This is a genomic window from Mycolicibacter heraklionensis, from assembly GCF_001021505.1.
Taxonomy (GTDB): domain Bacteria; phylum Actinomycetota; class Actinomycetes; order Mycobacteriales; family Mycobacteriaceae; genus Mycobacterium; species Mycobacterium heraklionense.
The window spans coordinates 1-26999 of record NZ_LDPO01000023.1 but is presented as its reverse complement, the minus strand read 5'-3'; the positions used below and the strand labels follow the sequence as shown (position 1 = coordinate 26999).

The window sequence follows — 26999 nt, the reverse complement described above, 5'->3', positions numbered from 1 at the left end:
CTCCTGGCGCGGGGGTGCGTGTTTGCACACGACACGCCGCGGCCAGGTGTACAACTGCGCACGCTCGCGGGGTATCGCGAACCCCTATGCTCCGGCATGCTGGGGGAAACCCCGGCCGAGAGGACTCGGACACATGACCCGATCCGCCAGTTATGACCTCGTCGTCCTCGGCGCCGGACCGGTCGGGGAGAACGTCGCCGACCGCGCCCGGGCTGCCGGGCTGACCGTGGCGATCGTGGAACGCGAACTCGCCGGCGGCGAGTGTTCCTACTGGGCATGCGTGCCCAGCAAGGCCCTGCTGCGGCCGGTGCTCGCTCTCGACGACGCCCGCCGGGTGGCCGGCGCCCGCGAAGCCGTCAGTTCCCCGATCGACGCCGCCGCGGTCTTCAAGCGCCGCAACCACTATGTGGGGGACTGGGACGACTCCGGGCAGGCGGACTGGATCGACGGGATCGGCGGGACGCTGGTGCGCGGCCACGGCCGCCTGGACGGGCCGCGACGGGTGGTCGTGACGAAGGCCGATGGTGACGTGACGCTGACCGCCCGGCACGCCGTCGTCGTCTGCACCGGCACCCGCGCGGCCCTCCCGGACCTGCCCGGTATGGCCGAAGCCCGTCCGTGGACCAATCGCGAGGCCACCGAGGCCACGTCGGTGCCTGGCCGCCTCGCCGTGGTCGGCGCCGGCGGGGTGGGCGTTGAAATGGCCACCGCCTGGCAGGGATTGGGCTCGGCGGTGACCCTGCTGGTGCGCGGATCAGGGTTGTTGCCGCGAATGGAGCCGTTCGTCGGCGAATACGTCGCCCGCGGGCTGGCCGACTCGGGTGTCGATGTGCGCACCGGAGTTTCGGTCGCCCGGCTGCAGCGTGTGGGCGACGGTCCGGTGCGCTTGGAGCTGACCGACGGCAGCGAACTAGAAGTCGACGAAATCCTGTTCGCGACCGGCCGCACCCCGGCCACCGGCGACATCGGCCTGGAAACCGTCGGACTGACTCCCGGCGACTGGCTGGAGGTCGACGACACCTGCCGGGTGCGGGCCGTCGACGACGGCTGGCTGTATGCGTGCGGCGACGCCAACCACCGCGCACTGCTGACCCACGAGGGCAAATACCAAGCCCGCATCGCCGGTGACGCCATCGGAGCCCGAGCCGCCGGGACACCGCTGGACACCGCGCCGTGGGGCGTGCACGCCGCCACCGCGGACCATCACGCCGTGCCGCAGGTCTTCTTCACCGACCCCGAAGCGTCCGCGGTCGGGCTCACCGCCGAGCAGGCACGACAGGCCGGTCACCGGGTGCAGGTGGTGGACGTGGAGATCGGTGACGCGGTGACGGGCGCCAAGCTGCACGCCGACGGCTACCGGGGGCGGGCGCACATGGTGGTCGACGCCGACGAATTGGTCCTGCTCGGGGTCACATTCGTAGGTCCGGGTGTGGCCGAGCTCCTGCATTCGGCCACCATCGCCGTCGCCGGCCGGGTGCCGATCAGCCGGCTGTGGCACGCCGTGCCGTGTTTCCCGACGATCAGCGAAGTGTGGCTGCGCCTGTTGGAGGCCTACCGCGATGCCGGGTCGAACTGACCGTCGGCTACCGTCAGTCACCGGCGGCGACGGTGCGTGGTTGTACGCGACACGCCGCAGGTTGCGGTGCAAACACGCACTCTCGCGGAAGTGAACGTAATTAGTTTGCGTATAGACGCATAATCATGCAGAATCGCCCGGTGACCAAAGCGATCAAAGTGGCGGTGGCTGGGGCCAGCGGCTACGCCGGCGGGGAGATCCTGCGGCTGCTGCTCGGACACCCCGCCTACGCCGACGGCCGGCTGAGCATCGGCGCGCTGACGGCCGCCGGCAACGCCGGCAGCACCCTGGGCGAACAACACCCGCATCTGGTGCCGCTGGCCGACCGTGTCCTCGAACCGACCGAGGTCGACACCCTCGCCGGACACGACGTGGTGTTTCTGGGCCTGCCGCACGGACATTCGGCGGTGCTGGCCGAGCAGCTCGACGACGACACCCTGGTGGTCGACTGCGGAGCGGACTTCCGGCTGGGCGACCCAACCGATTGGGAACGCTTCTACGGCTCGGCGCATGCCGGCACTTGGCCGTACGGGTTGCCGGAGCTGCCCGGCGGCCGCGACAAACTCATCAACGCCCGGCGGATCGCGGTGCCGGGCTGCTATCCGACCGCGGCGTTGCTGGCGCTGTTCCCGGCCGTCGCCGCCGGACTGGTGGAACCCGACGTCACCGTGGTCGCGGTCAGCGGCACCTCCGGCGCCGGCAAGGCCGCCAAGGTCGACCTGCTGGGCTCGGAGGTGATCGGATCGGCGCGGGCCTACAACATCGGCGGCGCCCACCGGCACACCCCGGAGATCGGCCAGGGACTGCGGGCGGTCACCCACCGCGACGTCACCGTCGCCTTCGTCCCGGTGCTGATCCCGGCGTCGCGGGGCATCCTGGCCACCTGCACCGCGAAAACCACGGCGCCGCTGTCCGAACTGCGGGCGGTCTACGAAAAGGCCTACCACGACGAGCCGTTCGTGCACCTGCTGCCCCAGGGGCAGCTGCCCAAGACCGGATCGGTGATCGGCAGCAACGCCGCCCACCTCGCGGTCGCCGTCGACGAGGACGCCTCGACGTTTATCGCGATCGCCGCGATCGACAACCTGGTCAAGGGCACCGGCGGTGCCGCCGTCCAGGCGATGAACCTGGCGTTGGGCTGGCCGGAGACCGAAGGGCTTTCGACCGTGGGAGTGGCGCCATGACCGACCAGAAACTGCTGCGGGAGCAGGGCGTCACCGCACCCGGAGGCTTCCGGGCCGCCGGAATCGCCGCCGGCATCAAGGTTTCCGGAAATCCGGACCTGGCGCTGGTGTTCAACGAAGGGCCGGACTACGCCGCGGCCGGCGTGTTCACCAGCAACCAGGTCAAGGCCGCGCCGGTCCTGTGGAGCCGGCAGGTGCTCAAGGCCGGCCGGCTGCGGGCGGTGATCCTGAACTCCGGCGGCGCCAACGCATGCACCGGCCCGGGCGGCTTCCAAGACACCCACAGCACGGCCGAAGCGGTCGCGGCGGCGCTGTCGGACTGGGGCACCGAGACCGGGGCGGCCGAGGTGGCGGTCTGTTCCACCGGTCTGATCGGTGACCGGCTGCCGATGGACAAGCTGCTGGCCGGTGTCACCGAGGTGGTGCAGGCCATGGCCGGCGGCCTGGTGGGCGGCGACGAAGCCGCCCGCGCCATCATGACCACCGACACCGTCCCCAAACAGGTTGCGCTGCACCACAAGGGCGACTGGACCGTGGGTGGCATGGCCAAGGGCGCCGGCATGCTGGCGCCGTCACTGGCCACCATGCTGGTGGTGCTGACCACCGACGCCAAGGTCGACGCCCAGGCGCTGGACACCGCCCTGCGCCGGGCCACCGCGGTGACGTTCGACCGGCTCGACATCGACGGGAGCTGCTCCACCAACGACACGGTGCTGCTGCTGTCGTCGGGCGCCAGCGAGATCACGCCCAGCCAGGACGACCTCGATGCCGCGGTGTTGGCCGTCTGCGATGACCTGTGCGCCCAACTTCAGGCCGACGCCGAGGGCGTCACCAAGCGGGTGAGTATCACCGTCAGCGGCGCGGGCAGCGACGACGACGCCCTGATCGCCGCCCGGATCGTGGCCCGCGACAGCCTGGTCAAGACCGCGCTGTTCGGCTCGGACCCCAACTGGGGACGGGTGCTGGCCGCCGTGGGGATGGTGCCGTTCACCATCGACCCGGACCGGATCACGGTGTCGTTCAACGGCTCCCCGGTCTTTCACGATGGCATGCCCATGCCGGGTGCCCGGGAAGTCGACCTGTCCGGGGCGGACATCCACGTGACCGTGGAACTCAACCTCGGCAGTGGGCAGGCCATGGTGCGCACCACCGACCTGTCACACGCCTACGTCGAAGAGAACTCCGCGTATAGCTCATGACCGAACAACTCAGCACGCACGTCAAGGCCCAGGTGCTGGCCGAGGCCCTGCCGTGGCTCAAGCAGCTGCACGGCAAGATCGTCGTCGTCAAATACGGCGGCAACGCCATGACCGACGACACCCTCAAGCACGCGTTCGCTGCCGACATGGCTTTCCTGCGCAACTGCGGCATCCACCCGGTGGTGGTGCACGGCGGCGGCCCGCAGATCAGCGCCATGCTCAAGAAGCTCGGCATCGAAGGTGACTTCAAGGGCGGATTCCGGGTCACCACACCGGAAGTGCTCGACGTGGCGCGCATGGTGCTGTTCGGTCAGGTCGGCCGCGAACTCGTCGGCCTGATCAACGCCCACGGCCCGTATGCGGTCGGCATCACCGGAGAGGACGCGGCGCTGTTCACCGCGGTGCGGCGCAGCGTCACCGTCGACGGGGTCGCCACCGATATCGGGCTGGTCGGCGACGTCGATCAGGTCAACACCGCCGCGGTGCTGGATCTGATTGCCGCGGGACGGATTCCGGTGGTCTCGACGCTGGCGCCCGACCCCGACGGCGTGGTGCACAACATCAACGCCGACACCGCTGCGGCCGCCCTGGCCGAAGCGCTGCAGGCGGAGAAGCTGCTGATGCTCACCGACGTCGACGGCCTCTACACGGACTGGCCCAACACCGATTCGCTGGTCAGCGAGATCGACACCGCGACGCTGGAGCAACTGTTGCCGAGCCTGGAGTCCGGCATGATCCCTAAAGTCGAAGCCTGCCTGCGTGCGGTTCGCGGCGGGGTGCCCAGCGCCCACATCATCGACGGCCGCGTCGAACATTGCGTGCTGGTGGAGCTGTTCACCCACGCCGGCACCGGAACCAAGGTGGTGAAAGCGTGACCCTCCAAGATCGCTGGCAAGCGGTGATGATGAACAACTACGGCACCCCGCCGCTGGCACTGGTCAGCGGCGAGGGCGCAGTGGTGACCGACGATTCCGGTAAGGGCTACGTCGATCTGCTCGGCGGTATCGCGGTCAACGTGCTCGGCCACCGGCACCCGGCGGTGATCGAGGCCGTCACCACCCAGCTGAACACGTTGGGCCACACCTCCAACCTGTACGCGACCGAGCCGGGCATCGCGCTGGCCGAGGGCCTGGTCGATCATCTCGGCGCGCCGGCGCGGGTGTTCTTCTGCAACTCCGGGACCGAGGCCAACGAAGTCGCCTTCAAGATGACCCGGCTCACCGGCAAGACGAAGATCGTTGCCGCCCAGGGCGCCTTCCACGGCCGGACCATGGGATCGCTGGCGCTGACCGGACAGCCCGACAAGCAGAAGCCGTTCGAGCCCCTGCCCGGCGACGTCACCCACGTCCCCTACGGCGACACCAAAGCACTTGCCGCGGCGGTCGATTCGGGTACCGCTGCCGTCTTCTTGGAGCCGATCATGGGGGAGGGCGGTGTCGTCACCCCGCCCGCCGGCTACCTGGCCGAAGCCCGCGGTATCACCGCAGCCCACGGCGCACTGCTGGTGCTCGACGAGGTCCAGACCGGGATCGGGCGCACCGGCGCCTTCTACGCCCACCAGCACGACGGCATCACCCCGGACGTCATCACGCTGGCCAAGGGCTTGGGCGGTGGGCTGCCGATCGGCGCCTGCCTGGCGGTCGGCGCGGCCGGCGACCTGTTGACTCCGGGCCTGCACGGCAGCACTTTCGGCGGCAACCCGGTGTGCACCGCGGCCGCGCTGGCGGTGCTGCGGACGCTGGCCGACGACGACCTGATCACCCGGGCTGGCACGCTCGGCAAGACGCTGAGCCACGGCATTGAGGAACTGGGCCATCCGCTGGTCGACCACGTCCGCGGCAAGGGTCTGCTGCAGGGCGTGGTGCTGACCGCGCCGAAGGCCAAAGCCGTCGAACTGGCCGCTCGGGAGGCCGGCTTCCTGGTCAACGCCGCCGCGGCGGGCGTGGTCCGGTTGGCGCCGCCGTTGATCGTCACCGAAGAGCAGATCGGCAGCTTCATCACCGCCCTGCCGGGCATCCTCGACACCGCGAAGGAGGCTGCACAATGATCCGCCATTTCCTGCGCGACGACGACGTCACCCCGGCCGAGCAGGCCGAGATCCTTTCCCTGGCAGCGGAACTGAAAGCGCAGCCGTTCAGCCACCGGCCACTGGAAGGCCCTCGCGGGGTCGCGGTGATCTTCGACAAGAACTCCACCCGCACCCGGTTCTCCTTCGAGATCGGCATCGCCCAACTCGGCGGGCACGCCGTGGTCGTCGACGGCCGGTCCACCCAGCTGGGCCGCGACGAAACCTTGGAAGACACCGGACGGGTGCTGTCGCGCTACGTCGACGCCATCGTGTGGCGCACGTTCGCCCAGGACCGGCTGACCGCGATGGCCTCGACCGCCACGGTGCCGATCGTCAACGCGCTCTCCGATGAGTTCCACCCCTGTCAGGTGCTGGCCGACCTGCAGACCCTCGCCGAGCGCAAGGGGGCCCTCAGGGGTCTGCGGCTGACGTATCTCGGTGACGGCGCCAACAACATGGCGCACTCGCTGATGCTCGGCGGCGTCACCGCCGGAGTGCACGTCACCGTCGCCGCCCCGGAGGGCTTCACGCCCGATCCCGCCGTCGTCGCCGCCGCGCAGCAGCGCGCCGCGGACACCGGGGCCTCGGTCACGCTCACCGTGGACCCGGCCAAGGCCGCCGCGGGCGCCGATGTACTGGTCACCGACACCTGGACCTCGATGGGCCAGGAGGACGACGGCCTGGACCGGGTGGCGCCGTTTCGGCCGTTCCAGATCAACGACGAACTCGTCGCGCTGGCCGACCCGGAAGTCACGGTGCTGCACTGTCTTCCGGCGCACCGCGGCGACGAGATCACCGACTCGGTGATCGACGGGCCGCGCAGCGCGGTCTGGGACGAAGCCGAGAACCGTCTGCACGCGCAGAAGGCGCTGTTGGTGTGGTTGTTGGAACGGTCACGATGAGCCGAGCCGAGAGCACCGTCACGCGAGTGGGCCGCCAGGCCCGCATCGTCGAGGTGCTGTCCTCGGCATCGGTGCGCAGCCAGACGGAGCTGGCCTCGATCCTGGCCGCGGACGGCATCGAGGTCACCCAGGCCACCCTGTCGCGGGACCTCGAAGAGCTGGGCGCGGTGAAGCTGCGCGGCGTCGACGGGGGTGCCGGGGTGTACGTGGTGCCCGAGGACGGCAGCCCGGTGCGCGCAGTGTCCGGCGGCACCGATCGGTTGTGCCGGTTGCTGGGGGAGCTGCTGGTGTCCACCGATGCCACCGGAAACCTCGCGGTGCTGCGCACCCCACCCGGGGCGGCGGACTACCTGGCCAGTGCCATTGATCGGGCCGCGCTACCGTACGTCGTCGGCACCATCGCCGGGGATGACACCATCTTCGTGGCGGCCCGGGAGCCGATGACCGGCGCCGAACTCGCCGCCACCCTCAACGACCTGCAATAAAACCCAAAAGCAACACAAAGCAAGGAGAACTCGATGTCCGAACGCGTCATCCTGGCGTATTCCGGCGGCCTGGACACTTCGGTGGCGATCAGCTGGATCGGCAAGGAGACCGGCCGCGAAGTCGTCGCCGTCGCCATCGACCTCGGCCAGGGCGGCGAGGACATGGAGGTGGTGCGCCAGCGCGCCCTGGACTGCGGTGCGGTGGAAGCCGTCGTGGTCGACGCCCGCAACGAGTTCGCCGACGAGTACTGCCTGCCGACCATCAAGGCCAACGCGCTCTACATGGACCGCTACCCGCTGGTCTCGGCCATCAGCCGGCCGCTGATCGTCAAGCATCTGGTGGAGGCCGCGCGCAGCCACGGCGGCACCATCGTCGCGCACGGCTGCACCGGCAAGGGCAACGACCAGGTCCGCTTCGAGGTCGGCTTCGCCTCCTTGGCCCCCGAACTGAACGTCATCGCCCCGGTCCGCGACTACGCCTGGACCCGGGAGAAGGCCATCGCGTTCGCCGAGCAGAACGACATCCCGATCAACGTCACCAAGCGCTCGCCGTTCTCCGTCGACCAGAACGTGTGGGGCCGCGCGGTGGAGACCGGGTTCCTGGAGGACCTGTGGAACGCCCCGACCAAGGACGTCTACGACTACACCGAGGACCCGACGGTCAACTTCAACGCCCCCGACGAGCTGATCATCAGCTTCGACAAGGGCCGCCCGGTGGCCATCGACGGCCGTCCGCTCAGCGTGCTGCAGATCATCCAGGAGCTCAACGCCCGCGCCGGCGCGCAGGGTGTGGGACGCCTGGATGTGGTCGAGGACCGGCTGGTGGGCATCAAGAGCCGCGAGATCTACGAGGCGCCCGGCGCGATGGTGCTGATCACCGCGCACACCGAGCTGGAGCACGTCACCCTGGAGCGCGAGCTGGGCCGCTACAAGCGCGGTGTGGACCGCAAGTGGGGCGAGCTCACCTATGACGGACTGTGGTTCAGCCCGCTCAAGCGGTCGCTGGAGGTGTTCGTCGAGGACACCCAGCAGCACGTGTCGGGGGATATCCGGCTGGTGCTGCACGGCGGCAGCATCATCATCAACGGCCGGCGCAGCGCGGAGTCGCTGTATGACTTCAACCTGGCCACCTACGACGAGGGCGACACCTTCGACCAGACCGCGGCTCGCGGCTTCGTTCAGATCCACGGGTTGAGCTCCAAGATCTCCGCCCGCCGGGACCTGGGGTGACGCCTTTCCCGCGAGCGTGCGTGTCCCCGGGCGACTCGCCGAGCGTGTCGCCGGGTTTACGCACGCTCGCGCTCGGAGGGATGCCATGAGCACCAACGAGGGATCCCTGTGGGGCGGACGGTTCGCCGAAGGTCCGTCCGACGCGTTGGCGGCGCTGAGCAAATCCACCCACTTCGACTGGGTGCTGGCTCCTTACGACGTGGCCGCGTCCAAGGCGCACGCGAAGGTGCTGCACAGCGCCGGGCTGCTCACCGACGAGCAGCGTGACGGGCTGCTGGCCGGCCTGGACAGCCTCGGCGAAGACGTCGCCGACGGCAGCTTCGGACCGCTGGTCACCGACGAAGACGTCCACGGCGCGCTGGAGCGCGGCCTGATCGACCGAGTCGGCGCGGATCTGGGCGGCCGGCTGCGCGCCGGGCGATCGCGAAACGACCAGGTGGCCACGCTGTTTCGGATGTGGCTGCGCGACGCGGTCCGTCGCGTCGCCGCCGGGGTGCTCGACGTGGTCGGCGCGCTGGCACAGCAGGCCGCCGCCCACCCGAGCGCGATCATGCCGGGCAAGACGCACCTGCAGTCCGCGCAACCGGTGCTGCTGGCCCATCACCTGCTGGCCCACGCCCACCCGCTGCTGCGCGACGTGGACCGGATCATCGACTTCGACGCCCGCGCCGCGGTCTCGCCGTACGGGTCCGGCGCGCTGGCCGGGTCGTCACTGGGCCTCAACCCGGACGCTATTGCCGCCGAACTCGGCTTTGCCGCGGCTGCCGATAATTCGATCGACGCCACTGCCGCGCGCGACTTCGCGGCCGAGGCCGCGTTCGTGTTCGCCATGATCGGGGTCGACCTGTCGCGGCTGGCCGAAGACATCATCTTGTGGAGCTCAACGGAATTCGGCTACGCCGTCCTGCACGACTCCTGGTCGACCGGCAGCTCGATCATGCCGCAGAAGAAGAACCCCGACATCGCCGAGCTGGCCCGCGGCAAGTCCGGCCGGCTGATCGGCAACCTGACCGGCCTGCTGGCAACGCTCAAAGCCCAGCCGCTGGCCTACAACCGGGACCTGCAGGAGGACAAGGAGCCGGTGTTCGACTCGGCGGCGCAACTCGAGCTGCTGCTGCCGGCGATGGCCGGGCTGGTCGGCACCTTGCGCTTCGACACCGAGCGGATGGCCGCGCTGGCACCGGCCGGCTACACCCTGGCCACTGACATCGCCGAATGGCTGGTGCGCCAAGGTGTTCCGTTCCGCATCGCACACGAGGCGGCCGGTGCGGCGGTCAAAGTCGCCGAGCAGCGTGGTGTCGGTCTGGATGAGCTCACCGACGACGAACTGGCCGCCATCAGCCCGGACCTCACACCGCAAGTGCGGGAGGTGCTCACCGTCGAAGGCTCGGTGGCATCCCGCGACGCCCGTGGCGGGACCGCGCCGGACCGGGTTGCCGATCAGCTTGCCGGCCTTGCCGAACGCGTGGCGCTCCAACGTCACTGGGCGAACAGCTAGGCGCTGGCCGGCTGGGGCAGCGCCCAGTTGCGCTGGATGGTTCGTGCCGTGGCGATAGCCATGGACGCGGCTGCGGGCGGCAGGTCCGGCCGGAAGTACAGCGCCGCCACAGCTGCGGGAATGTGGTCCTTCAGGCGCAGACTCACTGCTACGCAACTCAGCCCCGGCATCACGTCGCCGCGATCGTAGGCCACCATGCCGCTTTTGCCGATGCCGAGGGCGAAAAGCCGAGCGACGGCGGTGTGGTGCCATTGCGTCGACGACGGATCGACGGTGAAGGGGACTCCATCACGCGAGTAGTGCACCACCACGTTCGGGCCGTCGGGCGAATCCTCGATCACGCCGGTCAATGCGCCGCTGAGCTGCCCCAGCCGCCGCACCGGCAAATACGCGGCCGTATACAGTCGGCCGGCGCTGGGCCGGACTTTGCCCCACCGCAACACGCTGTCTCCGACGATGTAACGGTCGCCGATCCGCTCCAGCGCGCCGACCTCGACCAACTGTCGAGCCAGCCGGTGCGCGGTTGTCTTCGGTAGGTCCGTCGCACGGGCCAGCTCCGTGATACAGAGTCCCTCAGAAACCCCGGCTACCGCGTCGATCAGTTGGAACCCAGCTTCCAAGACACCACGTCTCGACGGGTCGGTACTGACCCGTGATGGCCTGGTGTCTGGCGCCGACACGAAAGAAAATATAGTCCGCTCGACCCAGTGATGGGGCCTATCGGCGGCGGGGCTGTTCCGATCAGTGGAACGACGTCTTGTTCCAACCTTCAGGATTATCTCAGTCTATTCAGTGTCAGCTGAATCGGCATGGGGGAGGTGTTCCCAAATGGGAGCTGGGTACGGCGGCCGCAAGCCGATCAAAGTGGGACGGCGTGCCATCGGCGCTGCGAGTACGGCAAGCGCCTTCCTGGCGTTCGGGCTGGCGCCGTTGCCTGCGCCCGTGGCCCAGGCCGATGAGCTGGACTGGGTTGCCGACCTGTTCGATCCGCTGGCCCTGTCAGCGGTAGCCGATCCTGGAGCTGCGGTCGATTACGGCATCTGGGACATGACTTCGCTGTTCGATCAGCTGATTTACCAGCCGTTGCACACGGGTTTGGAGCTGTGGATCAATAGTTCCTTCGGGGAGCAGGCCGACGGTTTCGTCAATCAGGTGTTCGGGCAGTTCCTGATCGGTGATGGGGTTGCGGGAACGCTGGAGCATCCCGATGGTGGCGATAGTGGATTGTGGTTCGGTGACGGCGGGGCCGGTTTCAGCGGCGCTGCTGACGGCATGGCCGGTGGTAATGGTGGGAATGCGCTGGGCTGGATCGGCAATGGTGGTGCCGGAGGTGATGGCGGCATCGGCGCAGTCGGTGGCGCGGGTGGTTTCGGCGGCACGATAGCCGGCTATGGCGGCGTCGGCGGTGCGGGCGGTGAGGGGATCGCCGGCGGTGCGGGCGGTGCGGGTGGTGTCGGTGGTGATGCCCCCGGCTGGCTATTCGGCATCGCCGGCGACGGCGGTCTCGGTGGTGCCGGCGGGGTCGGCGCAGCCGGCGCTGCGGGGGATTGGGCTGTCAACAACGGTGCCGGCGGCAATGGGGGTGTCGGCGGCGCCGGTGGTACGGGCGGTGCTGGCGGTAATGCCGCGGGCATCCTTGCCAGCGGCGGCAACGGCGGTCCCGGCGGAAACAGCGGGAACGGTGGTCGCGGCGGCGCCGGCGCCGACGGGAACGCCGCCCTCGCGCGATACGACGGTGGTGACGGCGGTAACGGCGGCAACGGGGGAACCACGGTCGGCACCGGCGGCACCGGCGGTACCGGTAGCGCGTTCGGCCACCACGGCAGCCACGGCAGTAACGGCGCCGTGAGCAACGGCGGCGACGGCGGCAATGGCGGCAACGGGGTCGGTGGCGGGGGCACCAACGCCAGTGCGGGCAACGGTGGCGACGGTGGCGACGGCGGCAACGGCCTGGTCGCCGGAAACGCCGGAAACGGTGGCAACGGCGCGAACGGTTCCGGCCTGATCACCGATCTGCTCGGCATACAGCACGGCCAGTCCGGCGGCACGGGCGGTACCGGTGGCACCGGCGGGTTGAGCACCTTGACGGGTGGCGTCGGCGGCAATGGTGGGACGGGCGGCGACGGTGGTGCCGGTGCCGGCTACCTCGCTGTCACGGGGAGTACGGCGACCGGCGGTCTCGGTGGTGCCGCCGTCTACGGCACCGGTGGCGGGACGGCTGCCGGCACGGCGGTCGGCGGTGCCGGTGGCAACGGCGGTAACGGGTCGGCTAGCGCGGCCGGCGGTGACGGCGGTACCGGGGGCGACGCGATGATCGCTGCCGACGGTACGGGCAGCCTCGCCGGCGATGCCGACACCATCGCGACCGGCGGGGCGGGAGGCGCTGCCTTCGGCAACGGTGCCGGCGGCAACGGCGGCAGCGCAGTCATCCAGGCAGAGCTCGGCGGCACTTCCGGCGGCATCGCGACCGGCGGGGACGGTGGTGCGGGCAACGCAGGCGGCACGGGCGGTAACGGAGGCGGCGGTCTGATCGACGGCGTGGAGGGCTCGGCATACGCCACCGCGGCCGGCGGTGACGGCGGCGCCGGCGTCGGCGCCGGCAGCGGCGGCGGTAACGGCGGCGCGGCTGAGATCCACGCGGAGAGACCGGACGCCAAGACCTTCGGCTCGGCCACCGGAGGCGACGGCGGCGCCGGCAGTGGTGGTGGCCGGGGCGGAACCGGCGGAGACGGCAACATCACCTCCAGGGGACAACAGAACTACGCCGACGGCACCGCTGTCGGTGGCAACGGCGGCGCCGGAATCGGCGTCGGCAGCGTGGGCGGTAACGGCGCCTTGGGCCAGATCAACTCCGCCAGCGTCAGCGCCGGCTACGCAGCCGGCACCGCCCTCGGGGGCGACGGCGGGCTGGGCACCGCCGGTGGCGTCGGCGGCGATGGAGGCACCGCCAAGCTGCAGGTGTCGTCCGCGCTCGGCGACGGATTAGTGACCGGCATTGCCACCGCGGGTGACGGTGGCGTGGGCACCGACGGCGCTTTCGGCGGGTACGGCGGTGCGGCCGAGCTGAGCACCAACAATCCGGGATCACAGGTCCTCAATGGCGCCGCGACCGGCGGTGCCGGCGGCGACTCCGGTGGCTACGGCCCCGGCGGTGCCGTCGGTGGTGACGGTGGGAGCGGCGGCAGCGGCACGGTGAGAGCCGTCACCGGCACCGTGCTCACCAACGGAGTCTCCGCCGGCGGTAACGGCGGCGATGGCGGAGACGGAGGGACGCCCGGCGTCCACGGCTCCGGTGTCGGCGGGGCCGGCGGTAACGGCGGCTCCGGTGGCGTGAGCAACGTGCCGGGCGTCGGCGGCAACGGGGGTGACGGCGGTGACGGCGGCGCCGACGGCACCCCCGGTAGTCCCGGCACAGTGGGCACCAACAGCCCCTGACTCGGTGGGCTACTCCGTGCCGGTGGGGCCGGTGACGTAGACCGCCGGCCCCCCGATGGACTCAGGATTCGCGGTAATAGGACGCCAGGTTCGCGGCCAGCTCGTCGAACAAGTCCTGGTTCAGGCCGAACGCGAGCCTGACCTCATCGACCACGCGAGCGATTTCGTCGGGCGCCAGGCCGAGCCCGTCGAGACGGGCACGGTAGGCGTCCTTGTACGGTTTCGCCCGCACCGGGAACTCGTAGAACGACAGGCCGGCGCCGCCGAGCTCGAACGTGCGGTCCAGCACGCGTCCGATCGCCTGGCCGCCGGAGAGATCCCCGAGGTAGCGCGTGTAGTGGTGGGCCAGCAAGTCGCTGTTCGAGGCGACCGCAATCCGGTCGCAATAGGCCTGCGCGGCGGGTGAATCGACATCCGCGACGGGGCCCCCGGCCCAGAACTGCAGGTCGGCTTCGATCGCCGACAGCCGTTCCAGCGCAGGGTCGTACACCGACGCGACGAGTGCGTCGTCACGTCGCGCCCGCACCGCGGCCTCCAGTGCGGCGTAGACCCTCCGCAACCGCAACAGGTAGTCGACGTAGCCCTGTTCGTTGACCTTGCCGCTCATCAGTTCTGACACAAACGGCGAGGCCTCGGCAGCGTCGTGTGCCGCTTGCGATCCTTCCCGCATTGCGGTGGACAGTGATCGGACGGCATCGGGTTCAACCGGGGCCTTCAGCGGCATGCTGTGATCCGTTCCCTTCTTCGCGGGTGCGTTGGCTGGTCCAGCTTCCCGGCATCATCGGGGTGGTGGCCCCGTTGCCGAATGCATCTTCCGCCAGCGTAGTGAGTCCGGCCGGGTCCGCCAGTCCAGACTTCGCCGTAGCCCCGGTCGATCCGATCGTGCCGCCGCCCGAGGCACTGACCCGCGCCTGGTGCACCGGGACAGGCGCAGCGGGCGTCTCGTCGTCCATCGTGATGAACTCGTAGCGATAGCCACGGGCTTTGACCTCGGCGCCGCGGCGTCTGCGAGTCCTGGATTTTCTGCCGGACCCAGCCACTGCCGCTGCGTCTACGGCTTCACTCGCGCTCCTCGAACGGCGTGAGGCCTCCGCGGCCCGCTGCTGCATCGGTGGGCCGAAGCCCACGCCGGGGCCGCCGCCGGCAACCGCGTAGTACAGCGGTGGGGCGCCGGTAGCCGGAGGCGGATTCGGCACCGGCGGTGCCGGTGCGGTGGCCATGCTTGCGGGCGCCGGAGCCGGCGCGGGAGGAGTGGACAGCGCAGACGCCGGGGGAGTCGGAACCATGACCGCAGCCGGCAGGTTCTGGGGCGTGACCACGGGCGGTAGCTCCAAGGGGGGTACCTGGGCCAGGTAGGCGAGCCCGGACAATCCCAATGCGATCGGGATCGCCGACGATCCTGCTGCCGGCGCCATGATGGCGGCGTAGATCGGCGTTCCCATCACGCCGAAGGTTGCCGCGTAGGCGAAGAGGTAGAACAACGGCATCCAGGTGGCGACGGCCGCCGCCGGGTCGGCCGCAAAATCCATGATGACCTGAATCAGGGTGCCGAGCGGATCGGCAAGTACCTGTTTGAGCATGCGGTACATGCTGCTGAAGTGCTCGGACCACGACAGCCATTCCTCGATGGGGTCGGTGAAGGCGGCGGACCCCGCCTCACCGACACCCGGCTCGAGGACAGACGGTGCCGGCGCCGTCTGCGGTGTTGATGCCACGGTCGCCGCGGAGACGGCCTGATACACGCTCATGGTCGTCGCGGCCTGCAGCCACATCCGGATGTAGTCCGCCTCGGTGACCGCGATCGGGATCGCGTTGACACCGAAGAAATTCGTCGCCACCAAGACGCCCAACGTCGCGCGGTTGGCGGCCAGCTCGGCCACGGTCGGCATGGCTGCCAGAGCCGCGGTGTAGGAGCCGGCCGCAGTCTGGAGCTGGGCGGCCGCGCTGGCGCTGTTCGCACCGGCCTGCATCAGCCAGGTCAGGTAGGGCGCGTGTGCGGCAAGGTAGCGTGCCGCGCCCTGGCCCTCCCACGTCCCGGCCTGCACCGCGCCCAGGATTGTCGTGAGTTCGGCTGCAGCCGTGGTGTATTCGCTGCTCAGTGCGGTCCAGGCATCGGCAGCTGCCAGCAGTGACCCGGCACCCAGCCCGCTGCTGAGCAGGGTGGAGTGCACCTCAGGGGGCAACGCCATCCAAATGGGTGTGGTCATGATCGCGGGCTCACTCCATGCCGGTACGGCCGGGCGTCCAGAAAGGTTTGGTACGGATGCGGCGTCGATCCCAGCCACGTTCGGTGATCAGGATTTTTCGGAGAGTCTGGATGGTGCGGGCCTCACCGGCGAGGTAAGCGACGCCGGGATGGTCGGGCAGGTCGAGGGCGCGCAGGGCGTCAGCGAGGACGGCGGAGTTCGCGGCCGAGGCGTCACCGCGCTCGACGTGGGTCACCGGCCGGGTGAGGGGAAGGTGGTCGGCCTCGGTGGCCGCCTCGATGACGCCGTAGACCTTCGCGTCGGGCCGCAGCGACCGCAGCATCGCGGCGAACGCGACCGACGCCGTCTCCTCCCCGGCGAACACGTGGTAGGCAGCGTCGCGGCGGACGACGAAGTTGCCCTGCGGCCGGGTGAAATCGACGTGGTCCCCGAGGGCCACTGCCGCCGCCCATCGCCGGGCAGGCGTTACGGAGTCTTGGTCGTAGCCGTGTTGGCACATCACGATGTCGAGCGTTCCGGCATCGGGATCGGCGTCGTAGATGGAATAGCTGCGCAGTGCGTCGTGGGGATGCAGCCGCAGCACGGAATCGAGCAGACCGGCGACCTGCAGACGGACATGCTGGCCCGGTGTCCAGGTCAGGCCCCGCAGGCGCGGACCGGTGAAACGGATGCGGCGCATCGTCGGCGTCAGCTGTTCGATCTCCCCGACGGTTGCGGACAGAAACAGGGCGTCGCGCAGGGTGCTGACGAGCGGTAACGAGTCGAGGAGCGGTGCCACGGCGGTCTCCCGTAAGTCGAATAAGATTAGGTATGCCTTACCTAAGCGGCGACAGTAGCAGATCTGGCGCTGCGCTAGCGTGAATGGATCAACGGCAGCCGAACGATCTCGACCGCGTGGCGCCTGATGGCGGCGATCGCGCTCTGCGGGCTGCTGCCGCAGTGCACCGGTGGCGCACCGCCGGCACCCACATCGGCAGCACCCTCGCCGCGGAATGTCGCTCCCGAACCCGCCACCGTCACCGGCGTCACCGCCGCCGAACTCGGCCCGACCTGGCACCCCGACTGCCCGGTTACCCCCGCGCAGCTGCGGCGCGTCACGCTGACCCACCTCGGCTTCGACGACCGGCCGCACCGCGGCGAACTGATCGTGCACCAGGAGCTGGTCGGGCAGGTCATCGCTGTATTCGAGCGGCTCTACCGGCTGGAGTTCCCGATCGAGCGGATGCAACCGGTGGCCCACTACCGGGGCGGCGACGACGAGCTGTCGATGGAGGACAACAACACCTCGGCGTTCAACTGCCGGCGCATCCCGGGCTCCGGCAACTGGGCGCTACACGCCTATGGCCGTGCCATCGACGTCAACCCGCTGCTGAATCCGTCGGTCGACCACGGAAAATTCGAGCCGCGCAACGCGAAGGTGTACCTGGACCGCCGTCGGATCGAGCCGGGCCTGCTGCATGCCGGTGACGCCGCAGTCCGCGTCTTCACCGACGCCGGGTGGCGTTGGGGCGGCAACTGGAAGTCGCCGGTGGACTACCAGCATTTTGAGCGGCGCTGACGCCTATTCCACGAGCTCCGAGAGCTCCAACCAACGGCCCTCCTGCTCGGCCACCTCGGCCTCGAGTGCCCGCAGCTCCCGGGTGAGCTCCGCCAGGCCCACATGATCGGACTGGTCGTAGTCGGCCAGCTGGTGATGTTTGGCCTCGATCTGCTCGGCCAGCCGGGCCAGCCGGCGATCGACGGCGGCCAGATCCTTCTGTGCCGCACGCAGTTCCGCTCCGGACAGCGGCCCGGGGGCATCGGCGGCCGCGGCCACGGGCCGCGACACCGGTGCGCGACGGGCGTCGGCGGCCAGCTGTAGGTATTCGTCGACACCGCCCGGCAGGTGGCGCAGTTGCCCGTCCAGGATCGCGTATTGGTTGTCGGTCACCCGCTCCAGCAGATACCGGTCATGGGAGACCACGATCAAGGTGCCCGGCCAGGAGTCCAATAGGTCCTCGGTCGCGGTCAGCATGTCGGTGTCGACGTCGTTGGTGGGCTCGTCGAGCACCAGCACGTTCGGCTCGGCGAGCAAGGTGAGCATCAACTGCAGCCGCCGCTGCTGCCCGCCGGAGAGCTCGCCCACCCGCGCCGACAGCTGAGCGCTGCCGAACCCGAGCCGCTCCAACAGCTGCGCGGGCGTCATCTCCTTGCCGTCGACCTGATAGTCGTTGCGCAGCCGGCCCAGCACGTCGGCCACCCGGTCTTGCGCGAGCGTCGCCAACTCCGCCGACTGCTGGTCCAACATGCCCAGTCGCACCGTTTTGCCGCGCTTGACCCGGCCGCTGTCCGGCACCACCGTGCCGGCGATCAGACCGAGCAGGGTGGATTTCCCAGCACCGTTGGCGCCGACGATCCCGGTGCGCTCACCGGGGCCGATCCGCCATTCGACGTCGCGCAGCACCGATTTGCCGTCGAAAGTCACCGACACATCGAGCAGGTCGATGACGTCCTTGCCCAGCCGCGCGGTCGCCAGCTTCATCAGCTCGACGTCGTTGCGCAGCGGCGGGACGTCGGCGATCAGTGCGTTGGCCGCCTCGATGCGGAACTTCGGCTTGGACGTGCGGGCCGGTGCCCCACGTCGCAGCCAGGCCAACTCTTTGCGTAACAGGTTCTGCCGCCTGGCCTCACTGGCCGCGGCCATCCGATCGCGCTCCACCCGCTGCAGGACGTAAGCCGCGTAGCCGCCTTCAAAGGGTGCGACGGCTCCGTCGTGCACCTCCCAGGTGGTGGTGGCCACTTCGTCGAGAAACCACCGGTCGTGGGTGACCACCAGCAGACCGCCGCTGTTGCGGGCCCAGCGCTGCTGAAGATGCCGGGCCAGCCAGGTGATCCCCTCCACGTCGAGGTGGTTGGTCGGCTCGTCGAGGCAGATCACATCCCACTCGCCGATCAGCAACGCCGCCAACTGCACTCGTCGGCGCTGTCCGCCGGACAGCTCGGAGATGGTTGCGTCCCACGAGATGTCGGAGACCAAGCCCTCGACCACGTCACGGATCCGTGGGTCGGACGCCCATTCGTGGTCGGCTTGCTCACCGACCAAAGACGCCTCCAACGTGCTGTCCGGGTCGAGGGTGTCGGCCTGGTCCAGCAACCCGACTCGCAGACCGCTGCGCCGGGTGACGCGGCCCGAATCCGGGGTCGCGGCGCCGGCCAGCAGGCGCAGCAGCGACGATTTTCCGTCCCCGTTGCGGCCGACGATCCCGATCCGGGCGCCATCGTTCACCCCGAGGGTGACTGAGTCCAACACCACACCGGTGGCGTACCGCAGGTGAAGGGCCTCGGCTCCGAGCAGGTGTGCCACTGCAGGAACGGTACTGCCTGCCCCTCGCCGAATGGTGAACCAGCCGGACCTACGGTGCTGATGTGCCAGAATGTGCACGTCATTCCAGGATCGAGCGCGAAGTAGGGGAGCTGCGGTGGATCTGAACTTGTCGGCCATTACCCGGCCGGTCGAGTGGCTGATGGCCACCGCACAGAACGGCCTGGAGGTGCTGCGCTGGGGCGGCCTGGAGACCGGAACGGTGCCGTCACCGTTCCAGATCGTCGAGAGCACCCCGATGTACAAGCTGCGGCGGTACTTCCCGCCGGACAACCGGCCGGGGCAACCGCAGCCCGGACCGCCGGTGCTGCTGGTGCACCCGATGATGATGTCGGCAAACATGTGGGACGTCACACACGATGAGGGCGCGGTCGGCATTCTGCACGACGCCGGGGTGGACCCGTGGGTGATCGACTTCGGTTCACCGGACCAGATCGAAGGCGGCATGCGCCGCAATCTGGCCGACCACATCGTCGGCCTGAGCCAGGCCATCGACACCGTCGCCGAGACCACCGGGCGCGACGTGCACCTGGCCGGCTACTCCCAGGGCGGCATGTTCGCCTATCAGACCGGGGCATACCGGCATTCGAAGAACATCGCCAGCATCATCGCGTTCGGTTCGCCGGTGGACACCCTGGCCGCGCTGCCGATGGGCCTGCCGCCCAACCTGGCTTCCGGTGTCGCCGGTTTCATGGCCGACCACGTCTTCAACCGGCTGGACATCTCGGGATGGCAGGCGCGTGTCGGCTTTCAGATGATGGACCCGCTCAAGACGGCGAAGGCGCGGATGGACTTCCTGCGTCAGCTGCACGACCGGGAGGCCCTGCTGCCCCGCGAGGCGCAGCGGCGGTTCCTGGAGTCCGAGGGCTGGATCGCCTGGTCGGGTCCGGCGATCTCCGAGCTGCTCAAGCAGTTCATCGCCCACAACCGGATGATGACCGGTGGTTTCGCCATCAACGGTCAACTGGTCACGCTCGCCGACATCACCTGCCCGGTGCTGGCATTCGTCGGCGAGGTCGATGACATCGGCCAGCCGGCGGCCGTCCGCGGGATCCGCCGCGCCGCGCCGGATGCCAAGGTCTTCGAATATCTGCTGCGGGCGGGCCACTTCGGTCTGGTGGTGGGCTCCAAGGCCGCCGAGCTGACCTGGCCGACCGTGGCGCGCTGGGTGCTGTGGCAGTCCGGGATGGGCCCGCAGCCACCAGGAGTGGCACTGATGTCCGCGCAGCCATCCGAGGGCGCCAAGCGCGGCGTCGCGATGACGTCACGGATCGCGCACGGGCTGGGGGAGGCCTCCGAGGTCGCGCTGACACTGGCGCGCGGCGCCGCGGACGCCATGGTGGCGGCGCAGAAATCGGTGCGCACCATGGCGGTTGAGACCGCCCGCACGCTGCCCCGGCTGGCCCGGCTGGGACAGATCAACGACCACACCCGAATCTCGCTGGGCCGCATCATCGATGAGCAGGCCGCCGACTCACCCAACGGCGAATTCCTGTTGTTCGACGGTCGGGTACACACCTACGAGGCGGTCAACAAGCGCATCGACAACGTCGTCCGCGGCCTGATCGACGTCGGGGTGCGCCAAGGCGTCCACGTCGGCGTGCTGATGGCCACCCGGCCCAGCGCCCTGGTCGCGATCGCGGCGTTGTCCCGGCTGGGCGCGGTGGCCGTGCTGATGCCCACCGACGGGGACCTGCTGCCCGCGGCTCGTCTGGGCGGCATCTCCGACATCATCGTCGACCCGGACACTCTCGAGCTGGCCGGCGCGGCCGCCCGCGAACTGGACTGCCAGGTGCTGGTGCTCGGCGGTGGTGAAGCCCGCGACCTGGACCTGCCCACCGACATCGACGTCGTCGACATGGAGCAGATCGACCCGGATGCCGTCGAACTGCCCGGCTGGTACCGGCCGAACCCGGGCTTCGCCCGCGACCTGGCATTCGTGGCTTTCGGCAACGCGGCCGGCGAGCTGGTGGCCAAGCAGATCACCAACTTCCGCTGGGCGCTCTCGGCGTTCGGCACCGCGTCGACGGCGGCCCTGGGCGCAGGCGACACGGTGTACTGCCTCACGCCGCTGCACCACGAATCCGGGCTGCTGGTCAGTCTCGGCGGTGCGGTGGTCGGCGGCGCCCGCATCGCGCTGTCACGTGGCCTGAACCCGGACCGGTTCGTCGCCGAAATTCGCCAGTACGGCGTCAGCGTGGTGTCCTACACCTGGGCGATGCTGGGCGAGGTCATCGACGACCCGAACTTCGTCTTGCAGGGCAACCACCCGGTCCGGCTGTTCATCGGTTCCGGTATGCCCGTCGGCCTGTGGAACCGGGTCACCGAGGCGTTCGCGCCGGCCCACGTCGTCGAGTTCTTCGCCACCAAGGACGGTCAGGCCGTGCTGGCCAACGTGTCCGGCGCCAAGGTCGGCAGCAAGGGACGCCCGCTGCCCGGTGCGGTGGATGTGGAGCTGGCCGCCTACGACTGCGACCACGACCTGATCCTCGAGGACGACCGGGGTTTCGTGCGGGTCGCCGAGACCGACGAAGTCGGTGTGCTGCTGGCCAAACCCCGCGGACCGATCGACCCGTCGGCCTCGGTCAAGCGGGGGGTGTTCGCGCCGGCCGACACCTGGATCTCCACGGAGTTCTTGTTCCGGCGCGACGCCGACGGTGACTATTGGCTGGTCGGCGGCCGCGCGTCCAGCGTCCGTACCGACCGGGGCATCGCGTTCCCGGTGGTCATCACCGATGCGCTCGGTGCCGTCACCGGCGTCGACCTGGCGGTGACCTATCGGGTGCCGACCGAGGGGGCGGACCTTGTGGTGTCGGCGGTGACGGTGCAGCCGGGCGCCACCATCACCGCCGCCGACCTCAGCGAGGCGGTGGCAGCTCTTCCCTCCGGCGTCGGTCCTGACGTCATCCACGTGGTGCCGGACCTGCAGCTGAGCACGGTGTACCGCCCGGTCGTGGGCGCGCTGCGCGAGGCCGGAATGCCCAAGGCCGGACGCAACGCCTGGTACTTCGATGCCACCAGTCGACAGTTCAAGCGGCTGACGGCCGCGGTGCGTGCCGAACTGGCCGGTGGCCGGCGATGATCGCCCACGACCTGTTGGACATCCTGGTCTGCCCGGCCGACCGCGGCCCGCTGATGGCGGTGGAGCGTTCCGGCGCCCAGGTGCTCTACAACCCGCGCCTGCACCGGGCCTACCGCATCGACGACGGCATTCCGGTGCTGCTGGTCGACGAGGCCGAGGACGTCGGCGACGACGAGCACGCCCTGCTCATTGCCCAAGCGGGCCCGGCAGATCCCCGGTGAGATAACGCTGCAGGGTGGGGGCGATCATCGCCACGACCTCCTGCGCCGGTAACGAGGCGATCGGCTCCAGCCCGACGATGTAGCGGGCTACCACGACGCCCATCAACTGGCTTGCGGCGAACTCGGCCCGCAGTACTCCGGTTCCGGCCGGTTCGTCGATGCGCGGGGAGAGTTCGGCGATCACGATGTCGCGAAAGAACGATCGGGCCAGCGGCACCTCGGTCCCGGTGAGCATCGACCGCATTGCCGCGATCAGACCGGTGCCGGCCTGCGAATCCCACAGTGGCAGCAGCAGTTCGGGCAGGGTGCGCCCGAGTTGCTCGACCGGTGTCTCCCGCAGCGGCCCCAGCACCACCATCGGATCGATCGGCAGCGCGACCGCGGCGGCGAACAGCTGTTGCTTGGTGCCGTGGTAGTGGTGCACCAGCGCCGCGTCGACGCCCGCTTGAGCGGCCACCGCCCGGATGGAGGTGTTCGCGAAACCGTTGCGGGCGAATAGCTCTCGGGCCGCAGCCAGGATCCTGTCGCGGGTGTCGGAGGCACCCGACGGGCGACCCGGTTTACGGCTGTGCGGCGCCGCGGCCATCACGGCGTCCGTCGCCGTAGCGTGACCGCGGCCAGTCCCAGTGCCGCGACTGCGAACGCCAGCACGATGACGATGTCGCGCACCGCGACACCGGTCAGTTCCGGGTGGGCGCCCACCTGCTGCAGTGCTTCGAGTGCATAGCTGGCCGGCATCGCGTTGCTCAACCACTGCAGCCACCCGGGCATCGCCGCGCGCGGCACGATGATCCCGGCCAGCAACAGTTGCGGCACCATCACCAGCGGAATGAACTGCACGGCCTGAAATTCGGTGCGGGCGAACGCACTGCACAGCAGGCCCAGCCCGACACCGAGCACCGCGTTGATGATCGCGATCGCGAACACCCAGGCCGGGCTGCCCACGGTGTGGAAACCGAGCAGCCAGAACGCGACAACACACGCCAGACTGGCCTGGGCGGCCGCGGCGACCGAGAACGCCGTTCCGTAGGCGGCGAGCAGGTCGCCCCGGCGCAGCGGGGTGGTCAAGATGCGCTCCAGGGTTCCCGAGGCGCGTTCGCGCTGCATGGTGATTGCGGTGATGACGAACATCAAGAACAGCGGAAACAGGCCCAGCATGACCAGGCACGCCGCATTGAATGGCGACGGCGTTCCCGGCGGGTGCGCGGCTTGGGCGAACATGAAGTACATCAGCGTGATGACCAGGCTGGGCACCAGCAGGATCATCGCGACACTGCGCCGGTCACCGGCGAGCTGGCGCAGGATTCGCAGTGTCGTGGCCACGAAGGGCCGCAACTGCAGTAATCCGGTCAGCCGGCTCGGGGCGCGGTGGTGCGCCGGATGATGGACAGGAACGCTTCCTCCATCGCTCGACATCCGGTCTCCTCTCGCAGTCGCCTCGGGGTGGTGCGCGCCAGCAGCCAGCCCTCGCGCATCAGCAGCAGATCGCCGCAGTGCTCGGCCTCGTCCATCACATGACTGGACACCAGCAACGTGGCGCCGCGCCGGGCCAGCGCCGCGAACTGCTGCCAGAGCTCGGCGCGCAGCACCGGGTCCAGGCCGATCGTCGGCTCGTCGAGCACCAGCAGGTCCGGCCGGCCGACCAATGCGCAGGCCAGCGAGACGCGGGCGCGCTGCCCACCGGACAGGTTGGCGCAGTAGTCGCCGCGGTGCTTCTGCAGGTCCACCGATTCGATCGCGTCGTCCGCGTCGCGGGCGTCGACCCCGGCGAGTGCGGCGAAGTACCGCACGTTGTCGATCACCCGCAGGTCGTCGTAGATCGTGGCCCGCTGCGGCATGTAGCCGACCCGATGGCGCAGCACGGGGGAGCCGGCCGGGCTGCCCAGCACCTCGACCCGGCCGGCGGTGATGAGTTGAGTGCCCACGATGCAGCGCATCAGCGTGGTCTTTCCGCAGCCAGATGGCCCGAGCAGGCCGGTGATGGTGCCCGGGGCGATCTGCACGGAGAGATCGTGCAGTACCGGCCTTTTGCCCCGCACCACCCGCAGATGATCGATCGCGACGGCCGGACCCGAACCCGAGAATTCATCACGCGATGAAATCATCATGTGATGAATACTCTGCCCGGTACGACGCCCTGTCAAGGGCGGTCGGGGACTCACGGCAGAATCTCCAGCGTGAGTGCTGCCGGGCTTGCCGTCGACCCGCTCGCGGCTGCCCGGCGGTTGCTCGGCGCCACCCTCACCTGTCGCGGCGTCAATGCCACCATCGTCGAAGTGGAGGCCTACGGCGGTGTGCCCGACGGGCCGTGGCCCGACCCGGCGGCGCATTCCTACCGCGGTCCCACCGCGCGCAACACGGTGATGTTCGGCCCGCCCGGGCATCTTTACACCTACCGCAGCTACGGCATGCACATCTGCGCCAATGTGGTCTGCGGCCCGGACGGGACGGCCGCCGCGGTGCTGCTGCGGGCCGCGGTGGTGGACGAGGGGGAGTCGCTGGCGCGGGTTCGCCGCGGCGACGCCGTGCCGGGCGTGGCCTTGGCTCGCGGTCCGGGGAATCTGTGTTCCGCGTTGGGAATCACTATGGAAGACAACGGGATCGACTTGTTCGACCCGTGCAGTCCGGTGCGGCTGCGGCTCGGCGGGCCGCTCACGGCGCTGACCGGACCGCGGGTGGGCGTCAGCCAGGCCGCCGACCGGCCATGGCGGCTGTGGGCGCCCGGGACGCCCGAGGTTTCGGTCTACCGACGCAGCCCGCGGGCACCGGCGCCGGGCGCCTCGGACTGATCCGGGAAAATCGACCCATGCCGACGACGATTCTCGACGAGCTGACCTGGCGCGGGCTGATCGCCCAGTCGACTGACCTGGACGCCCTGACCGCCGACGTGACGAACGGGCCGATCACGGTGTACGCCGGATTCGACCCGACCGCGCCCAGCCTGCACGCCGGAAACCTGGTGCCGCTGCTGGCGTTGCGCCGATTCCAGCGGGCCGGACACCGGCCCATCGTGCTGGCCGGCGGCGCCACCGGGCTCATCGGCGACCCCCGGGACAGCGGCGAACGCACCCTGAACACCGCCGACACCGTGGCCGAGTGGTCCGAGCGGATCCGCGGTCAGCTGGAGCGGTTCGTCGACTTCGACGACGGCCCGACCGGCGCGGTGGTGGTGAACAACCTGGACTGGACCGCGCCGCTGTCGGCGGTGGAATTCCTGCGTGACGTGGGCAAACACTTCTCGGTCAACGTGATGCTGGACCGCGACACCATCCGGCGCCGACTCGAGGAGGGCATCTCCTACACCGAGTTCAGCTACATGCTGTTGCAGGCGAACGACTACGTGCAGCTGTATCAGCGGTACGGCTGTTCGCTGCAGATCGGCGGCTCGGATCAGTGGGGCAACATCATCGCCGGGGTCCGGCTGGTTCGCCAGAAACTGGGCGCGACCGTGCACGCGTTGACCGTGCCCCTGGTCACCGCCGCCGACGGCACCAAGTTCGGCAAGTCCACCGGAGGCGGCAGCCTGTGGCTGGATCCGGAGATGACCAGCCCGTACGCCTGGTACCAGTACTTCTTCAACACCGCCGACGCCGACGTGATCCGCTACCTGCGCTGGTTCACCTTCCTGTCGGCCGAGGAGCTGGCCGCGCTGGAGGAGGCGACGGCGGAGCGCCCGCACGAGCGTGCCGCCCAGCGCACGTTGGCCCGGGAGTTCACCACGCTGGTGCATGGGGAAGCAGCCACCGAGGCGGTCGAGTTGGCCAGCCAGGCGCTGTTCGGCCGCGGTGAGCTGACCCGCTTGGACGAGTCCACCCTGACCGCGGCACTACGGGAGACCTCGGTGGCGCAGTTGGAGCCCGGAGCTGCCGACGGAATTGTCGACCTGTTGGTCGCGACCGGTCTGTCGGCGAGTCGGGGCGCGGCCCGGCGCACTATCGGTGAGGGCGGCGTCTCAGTGAACAACGTCCGCGTCGACAGCGAGGAATGGACGCCGCAGCCGGAGCATTTCCTGCACGGCCGGTGGCTGGTGCTGCGCCGCGGCAAGCGCAACGTGGCGGGGGTCGAACGGGTCTAGACCAGGCCGGGAGGCAGGCCGGTGGGCTGTGCGAGTTGATCTTGAATCGCTTGAAAAGGGCCTGCTAGCAGCGGATTTGACTCCCAGTTTCACCTCGCGTAACTTTATCGACGTCGCCGCGACACGGCCAAGCCGGGGGAGCGCGACAAGCCCGCGGAATCGACAGAGATTCAGATGCGATTCCGGGGGTTTTCATCTGCCCGCACTGCCAATACGCGGCTTTTAGCCGCGGGTTGTCTGCGCGTTCAGATGGGCGTGTTGTTTGAGAACTCAATAGTGTGTTTGGTGGTTTTTGTTTGTTGTTGTTTTTGCCATGCCTCTGGCGCCCCGTGTTGGGGGTGTGGTGTTGTTTTTGTCGGTTTTTCGGAACTGATGTTTTGGGATTGTTTCCAAATTGGTTTTTGTTTGGAGAGTTTGATCCTGGCTCAGGACGAACGCTGGCGGCGTGCTTAACACATGCAAGTCGAACGGAAAGG

The 26999-nt window shown here is 69.4% G+C and carries 23 protein-coding genes and 1 rRNA gene; 16 read left to right on the top strand and 8 right to left on the bottom strand.

What is annotated here, in order from left to right; genetic code table 11:
* The first annotated feature begins 133 nt into the window (after positions 1 to 133).
* From ABW16_RS20235 to argH, 9 genes are all read left to right on the top strand, one after another.
* Complete coding sequence (locus ABW16_RS20235; protein WP_047320989.1) at positions 134 to 1576, top strand: dihydrolipoyl dehydrogenase family protein; 1443 nt, start codon at positions 134 to 136, stop codon at positions 1574 to 1576.
* A 125-nt stretch (positions 1577 to 1701) separates the two neighbouring features.
* Positions 1702 to 2760 carry an N-acetyl-gamma-glutamyl-phosphate reductase gene (gene argC / locus ABW16_RS20230; protein ID WP_047320988.1) on the top strand — a complete coding sequence of 353 codons (1059 nt, stop codon included), beginning with the start codon at positions 1702 to 1704 and terminating at the stop codon, positions 2758 to 2760.
* Complete coding sequence (gene argJ / locus ABW16_RS20225) at positions 2757 to 3959, top strand: bifunctional glutamate N-acetyltransferase/amino-acid acetyltransferase ArgJ (RefSeq protein ID WP_047320987.1); 1203 nt, start codon at positions 2757 to 2759, stop codon at positions 3957 to 3959. Before argC ends, argJ begins: the two co-directional genes overlap by 4 nt.
* Positions 3956 to 4834 carry an acetylglutamate kinase gene (gene argB / locus ABW16_RS20220; RefSeq protein WP_047320986.1) on the top strand — a complete coding sequence of 293 codons (879 nt, stop codon included), beginning with the start codon at positions 3956 to 3958 and terminating at the stop codon, positions 4832 to 4834. Before argJ ends, argB begins: the two co-directional genes overlap by 4 nt.
* Positions 4831 to 6006, top strand: a complete 1176-nt coding sequence (locus ABW16_RS20215) for an acetylornithine transaminase (protein WP_047320985.1) — start codon at positions 4831 to 4833, stop codon at positions 6004 to 6006. Before argB ends, ABW16_RS20215 begins: the two co-directional genes overlap by 4 nt.
* A complete protein-coding gene (gene argF, locus ABW16_RS20210; RefSeq protein WP_047320984.1) occupies positions 6003 to 6929 on the top strand; it encodes an ornithine carbamoyltransferase in 927 nt (308 codons plus the stop codon). Before ABW16_RS20215 ends, argF begins: the two co-directional genes overlap by 4 nt.
* Positions 6926 to 7414 carry an arginine repressor gene (locus ABW16_RS20205; protein ID WP_047320983.1) on the top strand — a complete coding sequence of 163 codons (489 nt, stop codon included), beginning with the start codon at positions 6926 to 6928 and terminating at the stop codon, positions 7412 to 7414. Before argF ends, ABW16_RS20205 begins: the two co-directional genes overlap by 4 nt.
* 33 nt (positions 7415 to 7447) lie before the next feature.
* Entirely contained in the window at positions 7448 to 8644 is a 1197-nt protein-coding gene (locus tag ABW16_RS20200; RefSeq protein ID WP_047320982.1) for an argininosuccinate synthase, read from the top strand.
* A gap of 85 nt (positions 8645 to 8729) precedes the next feature.
* Positions 8730 to 10142: an argininosuccinate lyase gene (argH, locus tag ABW16_RS20195; RefSeq protein WP_047320981.1), complete on the top strand. Its 1413-nt coding sequence runs from the start codon at positions 8730 to 8732 to the stop codon at positions 10140 to 10142.
* Here the strand turns inward: argH and ABW16_RS24000 are convergent.
* Positions 10139 to 10822, bottom strand: coding sequence for a helix-turn-helix domain-containing protein (locus tag ABW16_RS24000; protein ID WP_268768050.1), 684 nt, complete (start codon positions 10820 to 10822; stop codon positions 10139 to 10141). The two genes, argH and ABW16_RS24000, sit on opposite strands and share 4 nt — an antisense overlap.
* A 148-nt stretch (positions 10823 to 10970) precedes the next feature.
* On the opposite strand from ABW16_RS24000, the gene ABW16_RS27895 reads away from it, so the two are divergent.
* Entirely contained in the window at positions 10971 to 13577 is a 2607-nt protein-coding gene (locus ABW16_RS27895) for a PGRS repeat-containing protein (protein ID WP_052957022.1), read from the top strand.
* Positions 13578 to 13638: 61 nt separating this feature from the next.
* Here the strand turns inward: ABW16_RS27895 and ABW16_RS20180 are convergent, their stop codons facing one another.
* The 3 genes from ABW16_RS20180 to ABW16_RS20170 are packed head-to-tail and all read right to left on the bottom strand — an operon-like array spanning position 13639 to position 16562.
* Positions 13639 to 14301 carry a biliverdin-producing heme oxygenase gene (locus ABW16_RS20180; protein WP_047320980.1) on the bottom strand — a complete coding sequence of 221 codons (663 nt, stop codon included), beginning with the start codon at positions 14299 to 14301 and terminating at the stop codon, positions 13639 to 13641.
* Positions 14279 to 15784 carry a PPE domain-containing protein gene (locus ABW16_RS20175; RefSeq protein WP_047320979.1) on the bottom strand — a complete coding sequence of 502 codons (1506 nt, stop codon included), beginning with the start codon at positions 15782 to 15784 and terminating at the stop codon, positions 14279 to 14281. Before ABW16_RS20175 ends, ABW16_RS20180 begins: the two co-directional genes overlap by 23 nt.
* A gap of 10 nt (positions 15785 to 15794) precedes the next feature.
* Complete coding sequence (locus ABW16_RS20170; protein ID WP_047320978.1) at positions 15795 to 16562, bottom strand: siderophore-interacting protein; 768 nt, start codon at positions 16560 to 16562, stop codon at positions 15795 to 15797.
* 126 nt (positions 16563 to 16688) lie between these two features.
* Between ABW16_RS20170 and ABW16_RS20165 the strand changes: the two genes are divergently transcribed.
* Positions 16689 to 17342 carry a M15 family metallopeptidase gene (locus ABW16_RS20165; protein WP_052957021.1) on the top strand — a complete coding sequence of 218 codons (654 nt, stop codon included), beginning with the start codon at positions 16689 to 16691 and terminating at the stop codon, positions 17340 to 17342.
* A 3-nt stretch (positions 17343 to 17345) separates the two neighbouring features.
* On the opposite strand, the gene ABW16_RS20160 is transcribed toward ABW16_RS20165, so the two are convergent.
* Positions 17346 to 19127 (bottom strand): ABC-F family ATP-binding cassette domain-containing protein, encoded by a 1782-nt coding sequence (locus ABW16_RS20160; RefSeq protein WP_047320976.1) that lies wholly within the window; start codon positions 19125 to 19127, stop codon positions 17346 to 17348.
* Between the two features lie 70 nt (positions 19128 to 19197).
* On the opposite strand from ABW16_RS20160, the gene ABW16_RS20155 reads away from it, so the two are divergent.
* Entirely contained in the window at positions 19198 to 22227 is a 3030-nt protein-coding gene (locus ABW16_RS20155) for an acyl-CoA synthetase (RefSeq protein WP_109519693.1), read from the top strand.
* Positions 22224 to 22448, top strand: coding sequence for a Trm112 family protein (locus ABW16_RS20150; protein WP_047320974.1), 225 nt, complete (start codon positions 22224 to 22226; stop codon positions 22446 to 22448). Before ABW16_RS20155 ends, ABW16_RS20150 begins: the two co-directional genes overlap by 4 nt.
* Here ABW16_RS20150 and ABW16_RS20145 read toward each other — a convergent pair.
* The 3 genes from ABW16_RS20145 to ABW16_RS20135 are packed head-to-tail and all read right to left on the bottom strand — an operon-like array spanning position 22414 to position 24556.
* Positions 22414 to 23034, bottom strand: a complete 621-nt coding sequence (locus ABW16_RS20145) for a TetR/AcrR family transcriptional regulator (RefSeq protein WP_047320973.1) — start codon at positions 23032 to 23034, stop codon at positions 22414 to 22416. The genes ABW16_RS20150 and ABW16_RS20145 overlap by 35 nt on opposite strands.
* Positions 23034 to 23864, bottom strand: coding sequence for an ABC transporter permease (locus tag ABW16_RS20140; RefSeq protein ID WP_047320972.1), 831 nt, complete (start codon positions 23862 to 23864; stop codon positions 23034 to 23036). The genes ABW16_RS20145 and ABW16_RS20140 overlap by 1 nt, the downstream gene beginning before the upstream one ends.
* Positions 23798 to 24556 carry an ABC transporter ATP-binding protein gene (locus ABW16_RS20135; RefSeq protein ID WP_047320971.1) on the bottom strand — a complete coding sequence of 253 codons (759 nt, stop codon included), beginning with the start codon at positions 24554 to 24556 and terminating at the stop codon, positions 23798 to 23800. Before ABW16_RS20135 ends, ABW16_RS20140 begins: the two co-directional genes overlap by 67 nt.
* 69 nt (positions 24557 to 24625) lie before the next feature.
* Between ABW16_RS20135 and ABW16_RS20130 the strand changes: the two genes are divergently transcribed.
* From ABW16_RS20130 to ABW16_RS20120, 3 genes are all read left to right on the top strand, one after another.
* Entirely contained in the window at positions 24626 to 25237 is a 612-nt protein-coding gene (locus ABW16_RS20130) for a DNA-3-methyladenine glycosylase (RefSeq protein ID WP_047320970.1), read from the top strand.
* Positions 25238 to 25254: 17 nt separating this feature from the next.
* Positions 25255 to 26523 (top strand): tyrosine--tRNA ligase, encoded by a 1269-nt coding sequence (gene tyrS, locus ABW16_RS20125; RefSeq protein ID WP_047320969.1) that lies wholly within the window; start codon positions 25255 to 25257, stop codon positions 26521 to 26523.
* Between the two features lie 402 nt (positions 26524 to 26925).
* Positions 26926 to 26999: ribosomal RNA gene (locus ABW16_RS20120) — 16S ribosomal RNA — on the top strand; the annotation flags it as partial.

What these genes read in the sequence shown, in the direction of transcription:
- ABW16_RS27895 (WP_052957022.1), top strand. Translation starts at nt 10,971, where the DNA reads ATGGGAGCTGGGTACGGCGGCCGCAAGCCGATCAAAGTGGGACGGCGT.
- argH (WP_047320981.1), top strand. Translation starts at nt 8,730, where the DNA reads ATGAGCACCAACGAGGGATCCCTGTGGGGCGGACGGTTCGCCGAAGGT.
- argC (WP_047320988.1), top strand. Translation starts at nt 1,702, where the DNA reads ATGCAGAATCGCCCGGTGACCAAAGCGATCAAAGTGGCGGTGGCTGGG.
- argB (WP_047320986.1), top strand. Translation starts at nt 3,956, where the DNA reads ATGACCGAACAACTCAGCACGCACGTCAAGGCCCAGGTGCTGGCCGAG.
- ABW16_RS20165 (WP_052957021.1), top strand. Translation starts at nt 16,689, where the DNA reads ATGGCGGCGATCGCGCTCTGCGGGCTGCTGCCGCAGTGCACCGGTGGC.
- ABW16_RS20180 (WP_047320980.1), bottom strand. Translation starts at nt 14,301, where the DNA reads ATGCCGCTGAAGGCCCCGGTTGAACCCGATGCCGTCCGATCACTGTCC.
- ABW16_RS20150 (WP_047320974.1), top strand. Translation starts at nt 22,224, where the DNA reads ATGATCGCCCACGACCTGTTGGACATCCTGGTCTGCCCGGCCGACCGC.
- ABW16_RS20235 (WP_047320989.1), top strand. Translation starts at nt 134, where the DNA reads ATGACCCGATCCGCCAGTTATGACCTCGTCGTCCTCGGCGCCGGACCG.
- ABW16_RS20175 (WP_047320979.1), bottom strand. Translation starts at nt 15,784, where the DNA reads ATGACCACACCCATTTGGATGGCGTTGCCCCCTGAGGTGCACTCCACC.
- ABW16_RS20200 (WP_047320982.1), top strand. Translation starts at nt 7,448, where the DNA reads ATGTCCGAACGCGTCATCCTGGCGTATTCCGGCGGCCTGGACACTTCG.
- ABW16_RS20135 (WP_047320971.1), bottom strand. Translation starts at nt 24,556, where the DNA reads ATGATGATTTCATCGCGTGATGAATTCTCGGGTTCGGGTCCGGCCGTC.
- argF (WP_047320984.1), top strand. Translation starts at nt 6,003, where the DNA reads ATGATCCGCCATTTCCTGCGCGACGACGACGTCACCCCGGCCGAGCAG.
- tyrS (WP_047320969.1), top strand. Translation starts at nt 25,255, where the DNA reads ATGCCGACGACGATTCTCGACGAGCTGACCTGGCGCGGGCTGATCGCC.
- ABW16_RS20205 (WP_047320983.1), top strand. Translation starts at nt 6,926, where the DNA reads ATGAGCCGAGCCGAGAGCACCGTCACGCGAGTGGGCCGCCAGGCCCGC.
- ABW16_RS20145 (WP_047320973.1), bottom strand. Translation starts at nt 23,034, where the DNA reads ATGGCCGCGGCGCCGCACAGCCGTAAACCGGGTCGCCCGTCGGGTGCC.
- ABW16_RS20140 (WP_047320972.1), bottom strand. Translation starts at nt 23,864, where the DNA reads ATGTCGAGCGATGGAGGAAGCGTTCCTGTCCATCATCCGGCGCACCAC.
- argJ (WP_047320987.1), top strand. Translation starts at nt 2,757, where the DNA reads ATGACCGACCAGAAACTGCTGCGGGAGCAGGGCGTCACCGCACCCGGA.
- ABW16_RS20155 (WP_109519693.1), top strand. Translation starts at nt 19,198, where the DNA reads ATGTGCACGTCATTCCAGGATCGAGCGCGAAGTAGGGGAGCTGCGGTG.